The sequence below is a fragment of the Herbihabitans rhizosphaerae genome, assembly GCF_004216555.1.
GTDB lineage: Bacteria > Actinomycetota > Actinomycetes > Mycobacteriales > Pseudonocardiaceae > Herbihabitans > Herbihabitans rhizosphaerae.
The window spans coordinates 1-16674 of sequence record NZ_SGWQ01000002.1 but is presented as its reverse complement, the minus strand read 5'-3'; the positions used below and the strand labels follow the sequence as shown (position 1 = coordinate 16674).

The window sequence follows — 16674 nt, the reverse complement described above, 5'->3', positions numbered from 1 at the left end:
CTGCCCGCACGGCCCTCGGGTCGCGCGGGCAGGCCGCTTCTGCCGCGCGTTCGGCGGTCTATCGGTTACGCGCGGTCTCCGCAGCTCTGCGAAGCGCCGTGATGGTGGGGCGGTCACCGTTCGCCGCGTGCCAGGCCAGTGCGGACAGGCACGGCGAGAGGTCGATCACGTCGAGAAAAGCGATGCCGGGACGGGGAAGGAATCGGCGTGCCACCGCGGGAAGGAATGCGATGGCTTCGCCGAGTGCGACCGTGGTCAGCAGGGTCTCGACGTCGCGAACCACAGGCCCACTGCCGACGGCGGTGTCGTCGGGACGGACGGCCACGGTCCAGAAGTCGCGCCAGACCTGCGGGCATTCGGACGGGTAGGAGACGACAGGGTGGTCGCGCAACCGCGCCAGCCGGATCTCGGGCAACTCGGCGAGCGGATCGTCGGCGGACAGACACACCACCCGAGGCTCGGTGGCCAGTTGAATCGTCGCGATTCCCTCGGGCACGGGCGGCCGGCAGAAGACCGCGTCGACCTCATCGGCGAGCAGGCTTTCGTACTGCTCGACCAGGTCCAGCGGCCGCACCTCGAAGGTGAGGTCGGGATGGCCGCGTCGGAGTTCGTCCAGAATGGCCTGGGTGTAGGGCATTGAGGCCTCGGCGGTACCGATGACCAGGTGTCCGGCGACCGCCCTGAGATGTCCCCGCGTCACGCGCCGCAAACCGCGCATCGCGTCGACCACGGCACGGGCCTCCGGCAAGATGGCTTGTCCGGCCGGGGTGAGTTCGGCGGAGCGGTTGGTGCGCGCGATGAGTTGGACGCCAAGGCGTCGCTCCAGCGCGTCGAACTGACGGCTGAGGGCTGGTTGGGTCATGAACATGAGGGCGGCGGCGCGGCCGAAATGCAGCTCGTCGGCGAGCACCAAGAAGATCCGCAGCTGATGCGTCGTCGGAGCCGCCCACCGATCCACCGCCACCTCCGCGAGCACGGTCCGCATACGGCCGGTCATCGCTCGACGCGCAATTGTCATTACAAGTGATTCACCCGGCCGGCGGCAGCAATCGTTTCCGGTCGCGCCAAGCCAGCCGAAGAAGGGTCAACGCACTCGCGGACAGCCTTGGATCAAGGCGACTGATCGCCTCCTCGGTGAAAGGCATGTCGGTCCTGCCGCCCGCGCCGACCACCCGGCCTTCGTCATTGGTTGTCACCATGTGAGCGAACAGCCGGTCGAATACGTCGTCGTCGATGACAGCCACGGTCAGTTGGACCGCGCCGAGTTCCAGAGGTTCGAGCGCCAGGCCGTAGTGCCACAGTCGGAACCGGCCCTCCGCGCGTGCACGCTCGAACGAACGAAAAGGTTCGTCATGCTCAGAGTTTCCGAGGAATTCCTCTGAGAACTCTCGCATGATGTTCCGCCACAGGGAGAAATCGTTGGCCACGTCGGCCGGCGCGACGGAGGACGGCTGGAATTCGCCCGCTGGCATCACGTGGCACAGGCCGCCCCCGTCAGCGACTTTCGCACTGTCCCGTTCGTGCAGCACGAACCGGTGCTCGCCGGCCTTGTCCCGCCGGATGGTCAGCGTGCTGACACCAGGGGACATCAACAGTCGCCGAGGGTCGAACGGATCGCCGAGGGCGGACCGGAGTGGCAGGGAATCCCAGGACGGTACCGAGCCGTCTGACGACAGCCACTCGGCCTTGAACTCGTGCGCGATCATCTGCTTGACGTTGAACACCTCGAAGAACGTCGTCGTCCCGAAGGTCAGCGCCAAACCGTTGTGGCTCTGGACATCCAGGAGCCGGTAGCTCAACCGGTTCTCCAACAGCCGAGGACGCACCAGGTCGCGCACAGCTCTGCTGTAGTCGGCATACCGCTCGCCCCGGTCGGTCAAGGGCAGCACGTGATCAACTGGCCCGAGACTGGGAACAGGGTCCTCGATGTCGGACCAGATCAAGCGAACCGAGTCGAGTTCGACCGGTTCGTCCAACAGCCAACCCGGGCCGGCCAACACGTGGCCACCAGGAGCGCGCTGCGATTCCGGATAGAGCCGAGCGGCCAGTTCGGTCAATTCACGTCCGCGTACCCCTGGCGCCTTACGAACGCGAAGCCATTCGGCCGCAGACAAACGAGGGCGGCTCGATGAGCCGCCCTCGTTCATGTTGATCGTGTCAGGCGCGGATCGCGGTCCGGAATGCGTTCCAGACGGCGCCGCTCAACATGAGCGCGCCGCCGTCCGGATTCTTCGAGTCGCGGATCGCGGCCGCGTCGGCGAGTGCGGCCACCTCGACGCAGTCACCGCCGTTGTCCTCGCTGTAGCTGCTCTTGCGCCACGCTTCGGGCGGCAGGCCGATCTCGACACACGCGCCGCCGTTGTCGCTGCTGTAACTGCTCTTCCGCCAGGCGAAGCGGGAGAGATCCGGGGTGTTCATCGCTGTCGGCTCACTTCGGCTTGGGATGCTTGTGCTCGCCGGCGATCTCCCTGAGCAGTTCCTGGGACTCGACCTGACCAAGCGCGGCCGCCGACAAGCGGTTCCACAGGTCAGTGTATGCGCGGACCGGCGCCTCGTCGTCGAGGTAGTCGGCGTCGGTGTAGTCCTCCAGGTACACCACGTCGGTACTTGGGTTGTCGTCAAACCGCAGCATGGTGAACACGACGCTCGCCGGGCAGTAGGTCTGGGCGTTGAACGGCAAGATCTGCACGTCGACATTGCTGTATTCCGCGATCTCAGCGATGTGCAGCGCCTGGTTGGCCATCAGGGTGGGATTGCCCACGACACGCCGCAGCACGGACTCACTCAGAATGAAGTGCGATTGGGTTCTCCTGCGGTCGAGCACCGCCTGGCGTTCAAGCCTTACCCGAACGAGACGCTCGACCTCGTCGTCAGCCCGCCGCGGCGCCGCCGTTGTGAACACCGCGCGGATGTACGCCTCGGTCTGCAGAACTCCAGGGACGACCTCGGGCTTGTACCAGCGGATGGTTGAGGCGTCATCCTCAAGATCAAGGTAGTCCGTGAACCAGTCCGGCGTGACATTGCGATAGGCGCTCCACCGACCGCGTCGGCGACCGGCGCGGGCAAGCTCCCGCATACGCGCTGCAGTCACCTCGTCCACGCCGTACAGCTCGATGAGCACGTTCAGGTCGGTCACCCGAAACCCGCTCTGCGCCGCCTCGACCCGGCTGATCTTGCTCTTCGCGCCGTCGATGGCCTTGCCCGCTTGCTCCTGTGTCATGCCCGCCGCCTCGCGAGCGCGCTTGAGTGCCTTGGCGAGCCGGCGACGCTGCAGCGTCGGTGAGTCCACGACGTTCCTCCTGCCGGGGTGGGGACGCCCATCTTGGTCGCCCGTCACAGAGCGCGGCAACGAATGTCACCCGTCCGTGGAGTTGCAAAGTAGAAGTTCCAAAGTAAGGTTCTCAGTAGAACCTGGAAGTTCCACTCTAGACCATCGGGCCACACGGAAGGACGCAGGCCATGACCTGGTTCCAATCCCTCGGCCTGATGGCTGTGTTGGTGGTCGGCGGGCCCGCGGCACTGCTCGTCGGGTCGCTCGTCATCGAGCGACAGCGCGTCCGTCGGTGCCGCGAAGCCGACGAGCCAGCCGCCCCTTGTCTGCCCGGCGAGCAGCGTCGTTCCCCCGACGCGGCGCTGCCCGCTGGGCGTCCACCGTCACGCGGCGACCGGCGCACACCGCCGGGCTCGGATGCGCTCCCGAGTGCCGCGTGATTCCCGAAGCGGGCGCGGGGAGCGCGCGGTGGGGTTCCAGAGCTTGTCCACCGCATACCCGCGTCCGCCCGGGAGCCGCACGGTGCCACCCGCCTCCCGCCCCAGCCGTGCGGCTCCCGGCCTCAATCCGAACCAGGAGAACCCGATGCGCCGGCGCCTCGAGGACTACGCGAATCCGCCCGACGTCGACCTGCGCGATGTCGCCGCCCTGACGACCAGCCGTTGCTCGACGCTGAAACGCGCGGCCCAAGGTGATCTGGTGCGCACCGGCGATCTGATCGCCGACACCCGACGACGACTGCCCGCGCACCTCGCGATCGCCGCCGACACCCTGATCGGCGACGGCCTGCTCATGATCACGAAGTGCGCACTCGACGAGCCCTTGGAGCGCCTGGAAACGACCGCCACCGGTCGTGCGGCTCTGTGCCGGCTTGCGTCGAATCGGGTGCCGCGGCGATGACCGTCGTCATCTTCGCCGAACGCGCCGACGCCACGATCGACGCTGTGGTTCATGAACTCCGCCGGCGCGACGTCCCGGTATTCCTGGCCGACCCGAACTGGTTCCCCGATCAGCTCGTGCTCGACGCTGAACTGAGTGACGCGGCATGGTCCGGCTGGCTGTGCACGGCGGGGCAATCCGTTGTGCTGCAAGACATCCGGTCCATCTGGTGCCGAGAACGCACCATTCTCCCCGTATCAGCCGAACTCTCGTTCAACGGAGTGCTCGCCGCACTGGATCACGTCCTCTGGGTCAACCACCCCATTCGCGCCGCCGACGCCGCGTCCAGACCGTTGCAACTCGCGACCGCGGTCGGCTCCGGCCTCCAGGTCCCCGCCACCCTCGTCACCAACTCCCCCGAAGCGGCTCGCTGGTTCACCAACGGGACACATGACCTCGACCAGGTGTCCTCAACCCTCACCGAATTCCAAGACCCCGTCGAGACGGCCCACGAAGCGCACATCATCGCGATCGGCGACCACACCTTCACCCTCGCGAGCCACGAGTGGATCGTCACGCCCCCATCGGTGGAAAGAGCACTGCGCCGCTACATGAACCACCTCGGCCTGACCTACGCCGCCTTCGCCTTCACGATCGACCACAGCGGCCACTGGTGGTTCCACAGCAGCGACGCCGACCAATTCGACCGCCTCAACACTCACCCCAACGCGCCCCTCATCGACACCTTCACCGACCTGCTCACCGCAGCCGACACCTGAACCCAGAGGAGTCAATCTCAAACTCAGGCCGGACGGAGTTCGGGTACAGGCGAAGAGCGCGCGTCGCTCCGCCCGCAACAGCCCTCTCTTCCTCATCTGAGGCGAAGCGGCCGCAGAGTGACCGTCTAGTCACTAGGATCACAACCATGAGTCGCCGCCGTAGGTCCAAGCGGCCAAGGCAACGCAGACAACTCTTCCTTCGCGGCGTAAGGATTGCCACCGAACGCGCGGACGGTCAGGTCGGTGGCTTTGCTGAGTAGCCACACGGCGGGCCGGGAGACCGTCGCCAGCCAGTCCAGCGGTCAGGCCACGACCAGCGCCCAGCGCAGCGCGTGCTGCATGGCCAGCCGTTTGGGCGCCAGCTCACCGAATACGAGAGTGATGAACGCCAGCAGCAGCGTCACCACCGCGATCGCCACCGGCTCGGCCGCAGGGGCAAGGAACTCCAGCGGTGGCACGAGCGGTTCGGCCAGGTTTGACCGCCGCGTTCAGCACGACCAGGAACCCGAGAACGATGAGGCTGATCGTGGGATCGTCCAGGGCCGGCTGTGGCACCGGTTCCAAGGGTGCGGCGACAAGTGCAACGCTACCCAGATCCAAGGTTACGGACACCATGTCGTCCCAGGCGTCGTGGCTCTCGTTGTGAGCGGTCCGACACCTTCTGGAGCCCATCGGGATGCTCGCAGAGTTTGCGTTCCGGTGCCGCTCTCGCCCGCGAAGTCCTTACCGACTTTCGCATCACCGTCGAAGTACGCCGAATACACGTATGGCCGGTCGGGGATCCTGAACGAGTTGACGCCCCGGGCGAAGCCCAGTCGATTCTGTGGATTGTAGTCTCGGACGAATGGTCCGCCACTCGATCCGCCTCCAAAGTCGCTGATGATCTCGTCGAACCAACCCTCCAGCACTCCACCGCCGTCGTTCGCGAAGTCGACAATGGTGCTGTTAGTGAAGTCGCGTTTCTGCCTTTCTCCGTCGTATGGTGGATTCGCTGGGTAGCCCATCGCATCGATGAACCCGTTCGTTTGATTCCATGCGAAACCGAGCGCTCCGACCACGTCTTGAATGTGTACGCCGTCGTCTCGGGTCATCCGCATGAAACCGTAGTCGAAGTGAAGCTTTCCCTCGTTGACCCATTTGTCGTGAACAATGTACTCGGCCATGTCCCAGACGCCGTACGGTGCATTACCGTCGACGTAGGCTGGGGCGAAGAAGTGATCGACGTACCCGACCTGTCGAGATGGGTCGAACAGGCAATGTGCCGCCGTCAGTACCGTTCTCTTGTTCGGTGCGACCACCACGGATGCGGAGCAGCGGTAGTCGATGTTGGTTGTCGCATCCAGAAAGAAGAGCTTTCCCACCGTTGGAGCGTCGGAGTCGTACACCGCGGCGGGACCTACCGGTAGAACGCCCGCACTCGGCGGTATCGGCGGGATGCTCGCCGCCTCCAGTTCGTAGTCTTTCCGGCTCGCGAGCAAGGTCAGGCGCCGTGATCACCGGGGTGGGCAGCGGTCTCGCCTTTCTCATGCGGTCCGGCGTCCACACTTTGCGAAGTGCTTTACTCTTTTCTGCGCCGTCAGCTCTGACCGTAGTCGCGGCTTCGGTGATACTCCATCCGGATTGGGAACGCTTCTGATCGTTTATATCGACGTTTGCTAATTCCGTTGCTGACAAGGCCGCCGCGAGTATCGTCGCCGCCACCAACGCCCGTGCAACACATCTCGCTAATCTCGATCTCGTATCCACATAGACTCCCCATGACGTTCAACAGAAATGCACGAATGGGCCCCCGAAACCCCAGTGCAGATCAAAAGAGTAATGGCGGTCGGGACCCGCACCTACCGCCGATCGGGTGATCGAACAGCTCGCCAGGTAAAGACTTCGCGACGTGACGTGGAGGCCACCCACCCCCCGGCTGAGGCCCATTCAGCCCTTGACTTTCCTAGTCAGCGACTACTCTATGTTGATATGAACGACGACGAGCCCGTCGCAGGGGGCTTTCGCGCGCACCCCGGGACGCCGGCGACACGGCGCTGGACGCCGGAGGAGATGCGGGCCGCACGGCCGATGCCCACACCCGAACCGCCACCGGCGCAGCCGCGCGACCTTCGGCAGCGGGCCCTCCTGGAGGTGCTGGATCGTCTCGCCGAATCGGGCTCGGTGACGCTTGAGGATGTCGCGACGGCCTTCAACCTCGATCAGTCGGTCGTGCGGAGCTCTCTGGCCGAGGCTCGGCAACTGATCGCCACCTGGCATCTACGTCCGTGATCACTGCCGGCAGCGATCCCGTCATGGTCGCCATGATCGCCCCACTCTGACCGCCCGTGCAGCACCAGGTGGTCATCGTGCTGGCCTTGTATCTCCAGCGGGTGCGTCCCGCGCACCTGGTGTGGTGTGCGGGACGCGGGTTCACCGACGGCGTGGCTAGTGGGTGACGGCGAGGTTGTAGTCGCGTTGGACGGGTTGCGGTGCGTTGCCGATGCCGGAGATCGGCGGGTTCTCCGAAGCTCATGCTGGACATCGCGCACGACACGGTGCGGGCATGGAAACAGCTGCGCGGCACGGCCACCGGGGCGTCGGGCGAGGTCCTCCATGCTGATATTGCCCGCATCCTCTGGGAGCACCGTGTGCTGCCGACGCAATTGTGCGAACGTCTGCGCCGGGACCCGATCCGCGGATTCTGAGCGTCGTCCGCCTCGGTCCTTGAGATTCGGCCTCCTCCGACCTGGACATGACAGCGCCCAGGGGGTCGGCGATCAAGTCGTACCTGCAGCGTCGCGAAATCGACTGTCGCCAAATTGCCCGATGGATGGTTCGGCCCGACGCAAGGTGGAGGCTAAGTACTCCAACGTGCCGGCTGCGCGGGGCACACCACACAGGTGTACGAACGTTCAACGAGGTAGTCATCGACCTGCACTCGCTCGGCGCCATCGACAAGCCCGTTACCCACGAACACAAGACGCTGATCTTTCGACCGCTCAATCAGCGGTGCGATGCCCCTCTCTCGGGGCACACACGATCGCGGAGACCTACCCGGTTTACGGGCTGATGGTGGAATTTGTGGCGTACACGGGTCCGCGCGCCGGGGAACTGGCTGGGCTCGACGTGGGCGACGTCACCGGCATCGAGGCGTCGCCCGGGTCCAATCGAGGTAGAGGGATGCGCCGTGGTCACGTGGTGTGAGCTGGTCACCGTCCTCGCCGCGTGGCGCGAGGAGATCGAAAGCGAGCCGTTCCCCGACATCAATATTGGCGTCGCGCTCGCTGCGCTCAGTCGATCAAGTCGTGACGACGCTAGAATTCCCCGATGACCGCTGACATCGACGCGATGGCCGAATGGTCGGCGTGGTGCCCATTCGACCAGGCGTGTTTAGAGGCGACACGTGCGCCGGGTGTCTATATGGCACGCACCGGATCAGACGGCCCGATCGTGTATGTCGGAATGGCCGGCAAACGCAAAGGCAAGGGCATTCGCGGGCGGCTCTACATTTACTCCTCGGGCAAGGCAGCCGTAAGCGGACTCGGCGAAGCCGCGTTCAACCGCGCGCTGGCCGACCCAAAATGGGTTCGCGAACGGCTGGCTCTCTTGGAGTCCGGCGAAGTGCACAGCGCGAAACAGTGGGCACGCGCGGCTATTGATCACCTGGACTTGTACGTCCGGTGGACCAGTACGGGAGACCGCGCCAACGCACTCGCGCTGGAGCGCGCGGTGATCACCGCGATGCACGGCCTTCCGTTGTGGAACGTTCGCCGGTAACCATGCGGTTCGGGTGACCTCAATTTCGGTGCGCCACCGAGCACCAAAGCGTTCGCGATAAGAATTGCAGCGGCTGTGCCGGCGCCAACCCGTCGCAGTCAGAGTAGGAGTGGGCTGGCGGCGAGAGCGCAGGACAAGGCGGCGTAGACCCGGTAGGTCAGATCATCCGAAATTCGATCGCGGCGCTTGAGCAGTCGCCAAGCCAGCAGCCAGCAGATCGTGGTGTACGTGACGTCGAGTATGAACACGGCGAGGGTCTTCGGCGCCCAGATTGTCATCGGGGCCACCAGCGTTGCGGGCAGGACGCCGAGGAATGCGGCACCGGCGATTCGACTGGCGCGGTCTCCGATGACCATGGGTAGCGTTCGGCGACCGGCGAGTTCGTCGCCAGCGACGTCTCGCTGATCCTGCAGGACGCAGGCGCCGCTCCAGAACAGGAAGTATGCGAGTATCCATGTCCAGGCGATCGATGTGATCTGCCCGGTCGCCGCTGACCATGATCCAGCTGTCAACACAGCTGCTCCGGCAGGGGGTTCGAGAGCCTTTATCACCCAGTGGCGATGCCAACCGGTGTAGTGGTACAAGTAAACCACGGCAATCCAGCAGATTGCCCACGGCAGCACGCCGAGGAACGTCGCCACTGCCAAATACATGCCGACAACCGGATACCACCGTCGCTGCGCTTGCTGTGGCGTGCACAGTCCTGACGGAATCGGCCGGTTCGGTTTGTTGACGGCGTCTTCGGCGGCTCCCACGATTTGGTTCGGCAGTTCGTGAACGTAGAGGAAAAGCCAGCTGTACGACAGCGATGTCACGAGAGCGAGCAGGAGACGTTCGAACGACGCGTCTGATATATGCCAGGCACCGAGGGTGAGAATCAGCGAAAAGAGAACCGCAGGCGGGTAATTAGATTGCAGAAAGCGCCAGCTGAGGTAGAACTCGAATCCGATTCGCCGAACCGGGTGGCGCCATTTCGGCATTGTTGCCGAAGGCTTCGATGTGAACGCAGTCGGGCGACCATCCGATTTACCTGAGTTCGGGACTGCGCTTTCGGCCATCGCAAACTCTCGACTATCGTCGCGTCAGGTAGTGTAACTCACCAGGAAAGAATACATCAGGATCTTGGTGTTGTCTCGACTGAGGACCGTGGAGACGGGTGCGGCCACCAGTTGATCACGAGCAGTTATGTGGACGACTCGCGATGGTGTGCTGGCCGCAGGCGCCGTCGTCGACCCCGCCGAGGTGGATCCTTCTGGCTGACCTGTCGCCGGCCACCGTTCGCGCGGATGCTGTAAGTGCCCCCGGTGAGAGTCGAACTCACACTGGACGGGTTTTGAATCCGTTGCCTCTGCCGATTGGGCTACGGGGGCGACGGGAGAGAACTTTACGCGATCCGCCGGTGGCGGTGCGCGGGTGGGCGAGGCTCCGGTGTAACACCCAGGTGCACGGCGCGAACAAGTGATCGACGTACCAGCGCAAACGGTTCCAGGAGCTTGGGTGAGCCTCGACGCCCCGACTAGGGTCCACGAGCGGCCACCTCGGCGGGCTTCGACGACGAGCCGGCCGATGGCGCCGCTGACCGCGATCGCCATCGTCGTGGGCACGATCCCGTTCGCCGCGCACGCGTGGGCCGCCATGCGGGGGTACTTCGCGCACGACGACTTCCTCATCACCTTCCTCGCGGAGCGCGGGAATCCGGTCGATTTCGGCTATCTCTTCCAGGATTACAACGGGCACCTCGCTCCAGGCTTGTTCGCCCTGGCCTGGGTGGTGACCTGGCTCGCGCCGCTCAGCTACCCGGCCGCCGTCCTGCCGATCCTGATCATGCAGGCGGCCACCTCAATCTTGCTGTGGCGGCTGCTCGTCCGGCTGTTCACCGCCCGGCCGGCGATCCTGGTTCCGTTCGCGGCGGTCACGTTCTCGCCGCTGATCTTGTTCACCACGCTCTGGTGGGCGTATGCGGCACAGTTCGTCCCGTATCTACTCGCGATGGTCGGCGCACTACTGGCGCACACCCGCCATGTGCAGACCGGCGAGCGTCGGCAGGCGATCGTGGCCGCCGTGTGGGTGCTCGTCGGGCTCGCGTTTTACGAGAAGGCTGTGCTGATCCCCGTGCTGATGTTCGGCATCACCACGGCGCTGGCGCCGCACGGCCGTGCGCGGCTGCTCTGGACGGTGCGGCAGTACTGGCGGCTGTGGCTTGGGTACGGCGTGCTGATCGGCGCGTATGCCGGCCTCTACCTGGGGCTCACCGAGGGGCAGCGGGCCGGCAACGACATCGGCGGGCGGCTCGAACTGGTCAAGCGCATGGTGTTGGACACGCTGCTGCCCGGCCTGTACGGCACCGATCTGCACCCGGCGGCCGGCGGTTCGGCCGGAGTGCTGCCACCGGCGACGGCGTGGCAGGTGGTCACGATCGTGGCCAGCGTCGGGCTGATCGTGGGCGGGCTCGTCGTCGGGCGGGGACGGGCCGCGCTCGCTTGGTTACTGCTCGCCGGCTACGTGGCCGTCGGTGTGGCACTGGTCGCGGTGGCACGCCTGCACCTGGTCGGCCCGGTGATCGGCACCGACGGCCGGTACGTCGCCGACATCGTGCCGGTCGCCGCCCTGTGCGCGGCGATCGCCTTTCTGCGGCCGTCGACGTCCGAACAGGCGCCACCCCGCCGGCACGGGCTCCCGTTGCCGGCGCGGCTTCTGGTCGCCGCCGTGGTCGCCGCACTCGCGGCCGGGGCGATGAGCAGCTTCCTGCGCCTCGCCCCCGCGCTGCGGTTCGGCAGCGCGCGCGAGTACGTCGCGAACGCCCGCGCGGCCCTCATCGACGATCCGGGCATCGTGATCTACGACCGGTCGGTGCCCGAAGACGTGATGATCTCCTGGTTCGGGCCCAACGCCCGGCCGTCACGCGTGATCGGTCTGCTGCCCGGCCCGCCGCGGTTCAACCGCCCGACCGACGCGCTGTACCTGCTCGACGACAACGGCACGCCGCGCCCGTTGACCTCGCTGACCAACACGGTCACCGGCGCGCGCGGGCCGGTGCCGGACTGCGGCTGGTCGGTCAACGAGCAGATCACCGGCATCCAGCTCAACGGGCCGATCATCGCCCGCCAGGTGCTCAAGCTCGAGTACTACACCGCGCGCGCCGGAGCCGGCACGATCACCGTCGGCGGGCAATCGACCAAGGTCGACTTCAAGCCCGGCCTGCAGGAGCTGTACCTGGTGCTCGACCACGCCGACGGTTCGGCGCAGAGCGTCGACGTGAGCAGAGCCCAACCCGGTCCGCCGGTCTGCGTGGCCGGCGTGACCATCGGCGAGCCGGACGTTTAGACCTTGTTGTCCCGCAAGGAAAAGCTCAGCTGGCCCTGGTCGTCGGGCTGCACGTCGAGGAGCTTGTCCTCGAGGTAGGCCGCCGCCTTGGGCTCGAGGTAGACGTTCGCGTTGGGTTCGGCGGTGACCACCGCGTCACCCTCCTGCGGAGCGTTCGCCACCTCCATCGCCAGCGACGCCCCGGCCTCGTGCTCCTCGTGCACGCTGAACCGTAGTCCGCCGTTGCCGGCCTCGCCGTCTCCGGCCGTCAGCGACGTGATCGCGTCCGCGGCCGCCTGGGTCACGGCAAGCATGTGTCCTCCATTCGTCGGTCACTCTTGCCTACCCACCGTAGGGGCAACCTGGGGTATCTCGCACAACACCAGGTCACAGCGCTGTTAGCACTCGATGACGTTCAGCGCGAGCCCACCGCGCGCGGTCTCCTTGTACTTGGTGTGCATGTCCGCGCCGGTCTCCCGCATCGTCTTGATCGCCTTGTCCAGGCTCACGATGTGCGTGCCGTCGCCGCGCAGGGCGGTGCGCGCGGCGTGGATGGCCTTGGTCGAGCCGACCGCGTTGCGCTCGATGCACGGGATCTGCACCAGCCCGCCGACCGGGTCGCAGGTCAGCCCGAGGTGGTGCTCCAGCCCGATCTCGGCGGCGTTCTCGATCTGCGCCGGCGAGCCGCCGCGCACGGCGACCAGGCCGGCCGCCGCCATCGCGCACGCCGAGCCGACCTCACCCTGGCAGCCGACCTCCGCGCCGGAGATCGAGCCCGTCTCCTTGAGGATCACGCCGATCGCGCCGGCGGTCAGCAGGAAGTCGACCACCCCGTCGTCACTGGCGTCGTGCACGAATCGCTCGTAGTAGTGCAGCACCGCGGGGATGATGCCGGCCGCACCGTTGGTCGGAGCGGTGACCACCCGGCCGCCGGAGGCGTTCTCCTCGTTGACCGCGAGCGCGAACAGGGTCACCCAGTCCATCACGTACAGCGGGTCCCGCGAACTGTCCTCTGTGGACAGTTTCTCGTACAACGCGTTGGCACGTCTGGGAACCTTCAGCCCACCGGGCAGCACACCGTCGGTCTCACAACCGCGCGCGACACACGCCCGCATGACCCGCCAGATGTTCAGCAGGCCGGAGTTGATCTCCTCCTCGGTACGCCAGGCCAGCTCGTTGCGCCGCATGATCGCCGCGATCGAGAGCCCGGTCTCCGCGCAGTGCGCGAGCAGTTCCATCCCGGTGCGGAACGGGTACTCCAGCGCCGTGGTGTCCTCGGTGATCGTCGGCCCCTCGTCGGAGCCGTCCTCCGGTGGCCGCACGACGAACCCGCCGCCGACCGAGTAGTACGTGTGCTCGCCGAGCAACCTCCCGCGGGTGTCCCGCGCGAGATAGGTCATTCCGTTGGGGTGCAACGGAAGCGTCTTGCGCCGGTGCATCACGAGATCGGTGTCCACGTCGAAGTTGATCTCGTGCGCGCCGGCCAGCCGCAGCCGCTTGTGCTCCTTGATCGCGGCCACCCGGACCGGCACCGAGTCGGTGTCCACGTCCTCGGGCCGCTCCCCCTCCAGGCCCAGCAGCACGGCCTTGTCGCTGCCGTGCCCGTGGCCGGTCGCGCCGAGCGAGCCGAACAGCTCGACGTGCACGTGCGCGGTGCGCTCCAGCAGCCCCTGCTCGGCCAACGTGTCGGTGAACATCCGCGCCGCCCGCATCGGCCCGACGGTGTGTGAGCTGGACGGGCCGATGCCGATACTGAACAGGTCGAACACGCTGATCGCCACGGTCAGGTCCTCACAAGTCCGGGTAGAGCGGGTGCTCGTCGGCCAGCCGGCTCACCCGCGCACTCAGCCGCTGCTGGACCTGCTCGTCGAAGTCCGAGATCAGCGCTTCGGCGATCACGTCGGCGACCTCCGTGAAGTCGGCCTCGCGGAAGCCGCGGGTGGCCAGCGCCGGGGTGCCGATGCGCAGCCCCGAGGTGACCATCGGCGGGCGAGGGTCGTTCGGTACGGCGTTGCGGTTGACCGTGATCCCGATGGTATGCAACCTGTCCTCGGCCTGCTGACCGTCCAATGTGGACTCGACAAGGTCGACGAGTACGAGGTGCACGTCGGTGCCTCCGGTGAGCACCTTCACGCCCGCCTCGCGGCAGTCCTGTTCGGCCAGCCGGGCGGCCAGCGTGCGGGCGCCGGCCACGGTGCGCTCGGCCCGCTCGCGGAACTCCTCGCCGGCGGCGATCTTGAACGCCACCGCCTTGGCCGCGATCACGTGCTCCAGCGGACCGCCCTGCTGGCCGGGGAACACCGCCGAGTTGATCTTCTTGGCCAGCTCGGAGCGGCACAGGATCACTCCCCCGCGCGGCCCGCCGAGCGTCTTGTGCGTCGTCGTGGTGACCACGTCGGCGTGCGGCACCGGGTTCGGGTGCAGCCCAGCGGCGACCAGGCCGGCGAAGTGCGCCATGTCCACCATCAGGTACGCCCCGACGAGGTCGGCGATCCGGCGGAACTCGGCGAAGTCGAGCTGACGCGGGTAAGCGGACCAGCCGGCGATGATCAGCTTGGGTCGGTGCTCCAGCGTCAGGCGCTCCACCTCGGCCATGTCCACGATGCCGGTCTCGTCGTGCACGCGGTAGGGCACGACGTTGTAGAGCTTGCCGGAGAAGTTGATCCGCATGCCGTGCGTGAGGTGCCCGCCGTGCGCCAGGTCCAGGCCGAGGATCGTGTCACCGGGCTGCAGCAGCGCGAACATGGCGGCGGCGTTGGCCGACGCGCCGGAGTGCGGCTGGACGTTGGCGTGCTCGGCGCCGAACAGCGCCTTCACCCGGTCGCGGGCGAGCGTCTCGATCACGTCGACGTGCTCGCAGCCGCCGTAGTACCGCCGTCCGGGCAGGCCCTCGGCGTACTTGTTGGTCAGCGTGGAGCCCTGCGCCTCGAGCACGGCCACCGGCGCGAAGTTCTCCGAGGCGATCATCTCCAGCGTGGACTGCTGGCGCACGAGCTCGGCGCGCACCGCGCCGGCCACCTCTGGGTCCACAGTGGACAGTGGCGCGTGCAGCGTCGATTCGATGTGTGGTGCCGTGGTCATGGGAGCTCCTTGGTCGCCACGGGACGCCGTCGTCCCGCGTGGAACTCCCCCTCTCTGTCATGGGCACCTGAGAGCTTCGCCGTCGCCCAGGAATCTGCGCGAGCGACTTGCACCGTGGGTGAGGCGCGCGTGGCGCCTGCTTTCCAGAGCGGCCTGACCGAAGCGGTAGCTGTACCTGAGAGATTCCGGGGGAGGTTGCTCCTTCGGTGCCCCATCACAGGTGACTCTGCGTGGGGGCTCTCCCGCTCCAGTTCATCCGGCCCGATATGCGGTTGTCCGTGCCCAAAGCTACGTGGCCCCCACCGGCTACGTCCACTCCCCGCAGCCGGATAGGGGCCTCGTCAAGCCGGGATCAGAAGAACCCGCCGTCGTCGCCGTCGAGCATCTCGCCGAGCATCATGCCGCCGACCACACCCCCGGCCGCGCCGGCGACCATGCCGCCCATGCCCGGTCCGCGCCGGCCGCCGCCGTACTCGTCGTCGTCGTACCCGTGCGCCAGGTGCGGGTTCGCGGCGAGCTGATCGAGCCATTCGGTGATCTTCGCGGGCCAGTCGACGGCCTCGTCGTGCGCGGCGTCGGTGTGCCCGATGCCCACGCCGTTCGTGGTCTCCATGATCACCGTGAGCCCGTCCGCCCCCGCGATCATGACCAGCATGACCTCGGGCACCGGGCGGTTCGGCGGCGGGAAGAACACCATCGCCTGCACGGGCGTCTGCTTGCCCGGCATGACGGTGGCGCCGTTGAACTGGAAGTCCAGCACGCCGATCGCGTCGAGTACCGCGTCCTGGGACGGCAGCGGCGCGACGAACACCGGGTCGAGGTCGCCCTTGTCCACCGCCTTGGCGATGGACAACTCGGTGCGCAGGCCCAGCTCCATCCCGGGGAGCTGTTGGCCGGACACCTCGGTCACCGGGGTCTCCCACGGCACCTCGAGGGTGAACCGGATCTCGCGCTGCTCCTTGGCCGCCAGCGTCATCGCCTCGGCGACCACGACGCGGTGCAGCTCCAGTTGCGACCGGCCGCCGCGACCGCCCTGGACCGTCAGCGACAGCGCGATGTGCTCGATCGCGGCGTCGGCCTCGCCGCCGACCAGCCGCACCTCGCCGGTCAGCCGGCCGCCCGGGACACAATGCGGGTCGTCCAGCACGGTGTCGACCGACGGGCCGCCGACGCCGAACTTCTGCATCATCTTCTTGAAGACCATCCGAACGCGAACTCCTTGTCACGGCAACGAAAATCGGGCGAAACGTTCAAATCGATCATGGCGGAACCGAGCGCGTCAAGCAACAACGTCCTGCGTGGTGTTGCGGATGGGTTTCTGGTCGGGATCTACCCAGCGCGGTGGAATATAATACGGGAATCCGTCGCGCATGACGATGCGCCAGTCCTGTTCGTGGATGACGGTGTGGTGGTATCGGCAGAGTAGTGCCATTGTTTCTTCGCTGGTGATTCCGCCGTTGAGCCAGTGGATGATGTGGTGTGCGTCGGTCCATTCTGGTCAATACCACTGAGTTAAGCTTTGTTGGTTCCATGGAATGTTGAACACGCCGCGTTAAATTGACTGGTATGGGTGGTCTGGTTAGTATCATTCTGGGGTGTCTGGTT

General features: G+C 66.4%; 17 protein-coding genes, 1 tRNA gene and 2 riboswitches. Of the genes, 6 read left to right on the top strand and 12 right to left on the bottom strand.

Annotated elements, in window-relative coordinates; translation table 11 throughout:
- Positions 1-58: 58 nt before the first annotated feature.
- The 4 genes from EV193_RS05650 to EV193_RS05635 are packed head-to-tail and all read right to left on the bottom strand — an operon-like array spanning position 59 to position 3289.
- Entirely contained in the window at positions 59-985 is a 927-nt protein-coding gene (locus tag EV193_RS05650; RefSeq protein WP_130343615.1) for a LysR family transcriptional regulator, read from the bottom strand.
- Positions 986-1028: 43 nt separating this feature from the next.
- On the bottom strand, positions 1029-2147 hold the full coding sequence (locus tag EV193_RS05645) for an XRE family transcriptional regulator (RefSeq protein WP_242613169.1): 1119 nt from the start codon (positions 2145-2147) through the stop codon (positions 1029-1031).
- 10 nt (positions 2148-2157) lie between these two features.
- Entirely contained in the window at positions 2158-2418 is a 261-nt protein-coding gene (locus EV193_RS05640; RefSeq protein WP_130342945.1) for a DUF397 domain-containing protein, read from the bottom strand.
- 10 nt (positions 2419-2428) lie between these two features.
- Positions 2429-3289: a helix-turn-helix domain-containing protein gene (locus EV193_RS05635; protein WP_130342944.1), complete on the bottom strand. Its 861-nt coding sequence runs from the start codon at positions 3287-3289 to the stop codon at positions 2429-2431.
- A gap of 567 nt (positions 3290-3856) precedes the next feature.
- Between EV193_RS05635 and EV193_RS05625 the strand changes: the two genes are divergently transcribed.
- Both EV193_RS05625 and EV193_RS05620 read left to right on the top strand, forming a co-directional pair.
- Complete coding sequence (locus tag EV193_RS05625; RefSeq protein ID WP_130342942.1) at positions 3857-4171, top strand: hypothetical protein; 315 nt, start codon at positions 3857-3859, stop codon at positions 4169-4171.
- On the top strand, positions 4168-4929 hold the full coding sequence (locus EV193_RS05620; protein ID WP_130342941.1) for an MvdC/MvdD family ATP grasp protein: 762 nt from the start codon (positions 4168-4170) through the stop codon (positions 4927-4929). The genes EV193_RS05625 and EV193_RS05620 overlap by 4 nt, the downstream gene beginning before the upstream one ends.
- Positions 4930-5231: 302 nt before the next feature.
- On the opposite strand, the gene EV193_RS34540 is transcribed toward EV193_RS05620, so the two are convergent.
- Both EV193_RS34540 and EV193_RS05610 read right to left on the bottom strand, forming a co-directional pair.
- Positions 5232-5387, bottom strand: coding sequence for a CNNM domain-containing protein (locus EV193_RS34540; protein ID WP_341273139.1), 156 nt, complete (start codon positions 5385-5387; stop codon positions 5232-5234).
- A 144-nt stretch (positions 5388-5531) separates the two neighbouring features.
- Positions 5532-6290, bottom strand: a complete 759-nt coding sequence (locus EV193_RS05610) for a trypsin-like serine peptidase (RefSeq protein WP_165401250.1) — start codon at positions 6288-6290, stop codon at positions 5532-5534.
- Positions 6291-6897: 607 nt separating this feature from the next.
- On the opposite strand from EV193_RS05610, the gene EV193_RS05605 reads away from it, so the two are divergent.
- From EV193_RS05605 to EV193_RS05595, 3 genes are all read left to right on the top strand, one after another.
- A complete protein-coding gene (locus tag EV193_RS05605; protein ID WP_130342939.1) occupies positions 6898-7197 on the top strand; it encodes a hypothetical protein in 300 nt (99 codons plus the stop codon).
- 242 nt (positions 7198-7439) lie between these two features.
- Positions 7440-7613 carry a hypothetical protein gene (locus EV193_RS33150; protein ID WP_165401249.1) on the top strand — a complete coding sequence of 58 codons (174 nt, stop codon included), beginning with the start codon at positions 7440-7442 and terminating at the stop codon, positions 7611-7613.
- 622 nt (positions 7614-8235) lie between these two features.
- The gene (locus EV193_RS05595) at positions 8236-8685 is read left to right on the top strand and encodes a hypothetical protein (RefSeq protein WP_242613168.1); all 450 of its coding nucleotides are present in this window, start codon (positions 8236-8238) and stop codon (positions 8683-8685) included.
- 98 nt (positions 8686-8783) lie between these two features.
- Here EV193_RS05595 and EV193_RS05590 read toward each other — a convergent pair whose 3' ends face one another.
- Both EV193_RS05590 and EV193_RS05585 read right to left on the bottom strand, forming a co-directional pair.
- Positions 8784-9743 carry a UbiA family prenyltransferase gene (locus tag EV193_RS05590; protein WP_130342937.1) on the bottom strand — a complete coding sequence of 320 codons (960 nt, stop codon included), beginning with the start codon at positions 9741-9743 and terminating at the stop codon, positions 8784-8786.
- Between the two features lie 238 nt (positions 9744-9981).
- Positions 9982-10055: transfer RNA gene (locus tag EV193_RS05585), tRNA-Leu, on the bottom strand.
- Positions 10056-10251: 196 nt separating this feature from the next.
- Here EV193_RS05585 and EV193_RS05580 point away from each other — a divergent pair.
- A complete protein-coding gene (locus EV193_RS05580; protein WP_130342936.1) occupies positions 10252-12009 on the top strand; it encodes a glycosyltransferase family protein in 1758 nt (585 codons plus the stop codon).
- Here EV193_RS05580 and EV193_RS05575 read toward each other — a convergent pair.
- The 4 genes from EV193_RS05575 to EV193_RS05560 all read right to left on the bottom strand — a co-directional run bounded on the left by EV193_RS05575 (position 12006) and on the right by EV193_RS05560 (position 16273).
- Complete coding sequence (locus EV193_RS05575; RefSeq protein ID WP_130342935.1) at positions 12006-12302, bottom strand: iron-sulfur cluster biosynthesis family protein; 297 nt, start codon at positions 12300-12302, stop codon at positions 12006-12008. The two genes, EV193_RS05580 and EV193_RS05575, sit on opposite strands and share 4 nt — an antisense overlap.
- 84 nt (positions 12303-12386) lie before the next feature.
- Positions 12387-13769: an L-serine ammonia-lyase gene (locus EV193_RS05570; protein WP_130342934.1), complete on the bottom strand. Its 1383-nt coding sequence runs from the start codon at positions 13767-13769 to the stop codon at positions 12387-12389.
- A gap of 10 nt (positions 13770-13779) precedes the next feature.
- A complete protein-coding gene (gene glyA, locus EV193_RS05565) occupies positions 13780-15069 on the bottom strand; it encodes a serine hydroxymethyltransferase (RefSeq protein WP_130342933.1) in 1290 nt (429 codons plus the stop codon).
- 44 nt (positions 15070-15113) lie between these two features.
- Positions 15114-15222: riboswitch (glycine riboswitch) on the bottom strand.
- Positions 15223-15324: riboswitch (glycine riboswitch) on the bottom strand. It lies immediately after the preceding riboswitch.
- Between the two features lie 97 nt (positions 15325-15421).
- A complete protein-coding gene (locus EV193_RS05560) occupies positions 15422-16273 on the bottom strand; it encodes a sporulation protein (protein WP_130342932.1) in 852 nt (283 codons plus the stop codon).
- Positions 16274-16674 lie beyond the last annotated feature (401 nt).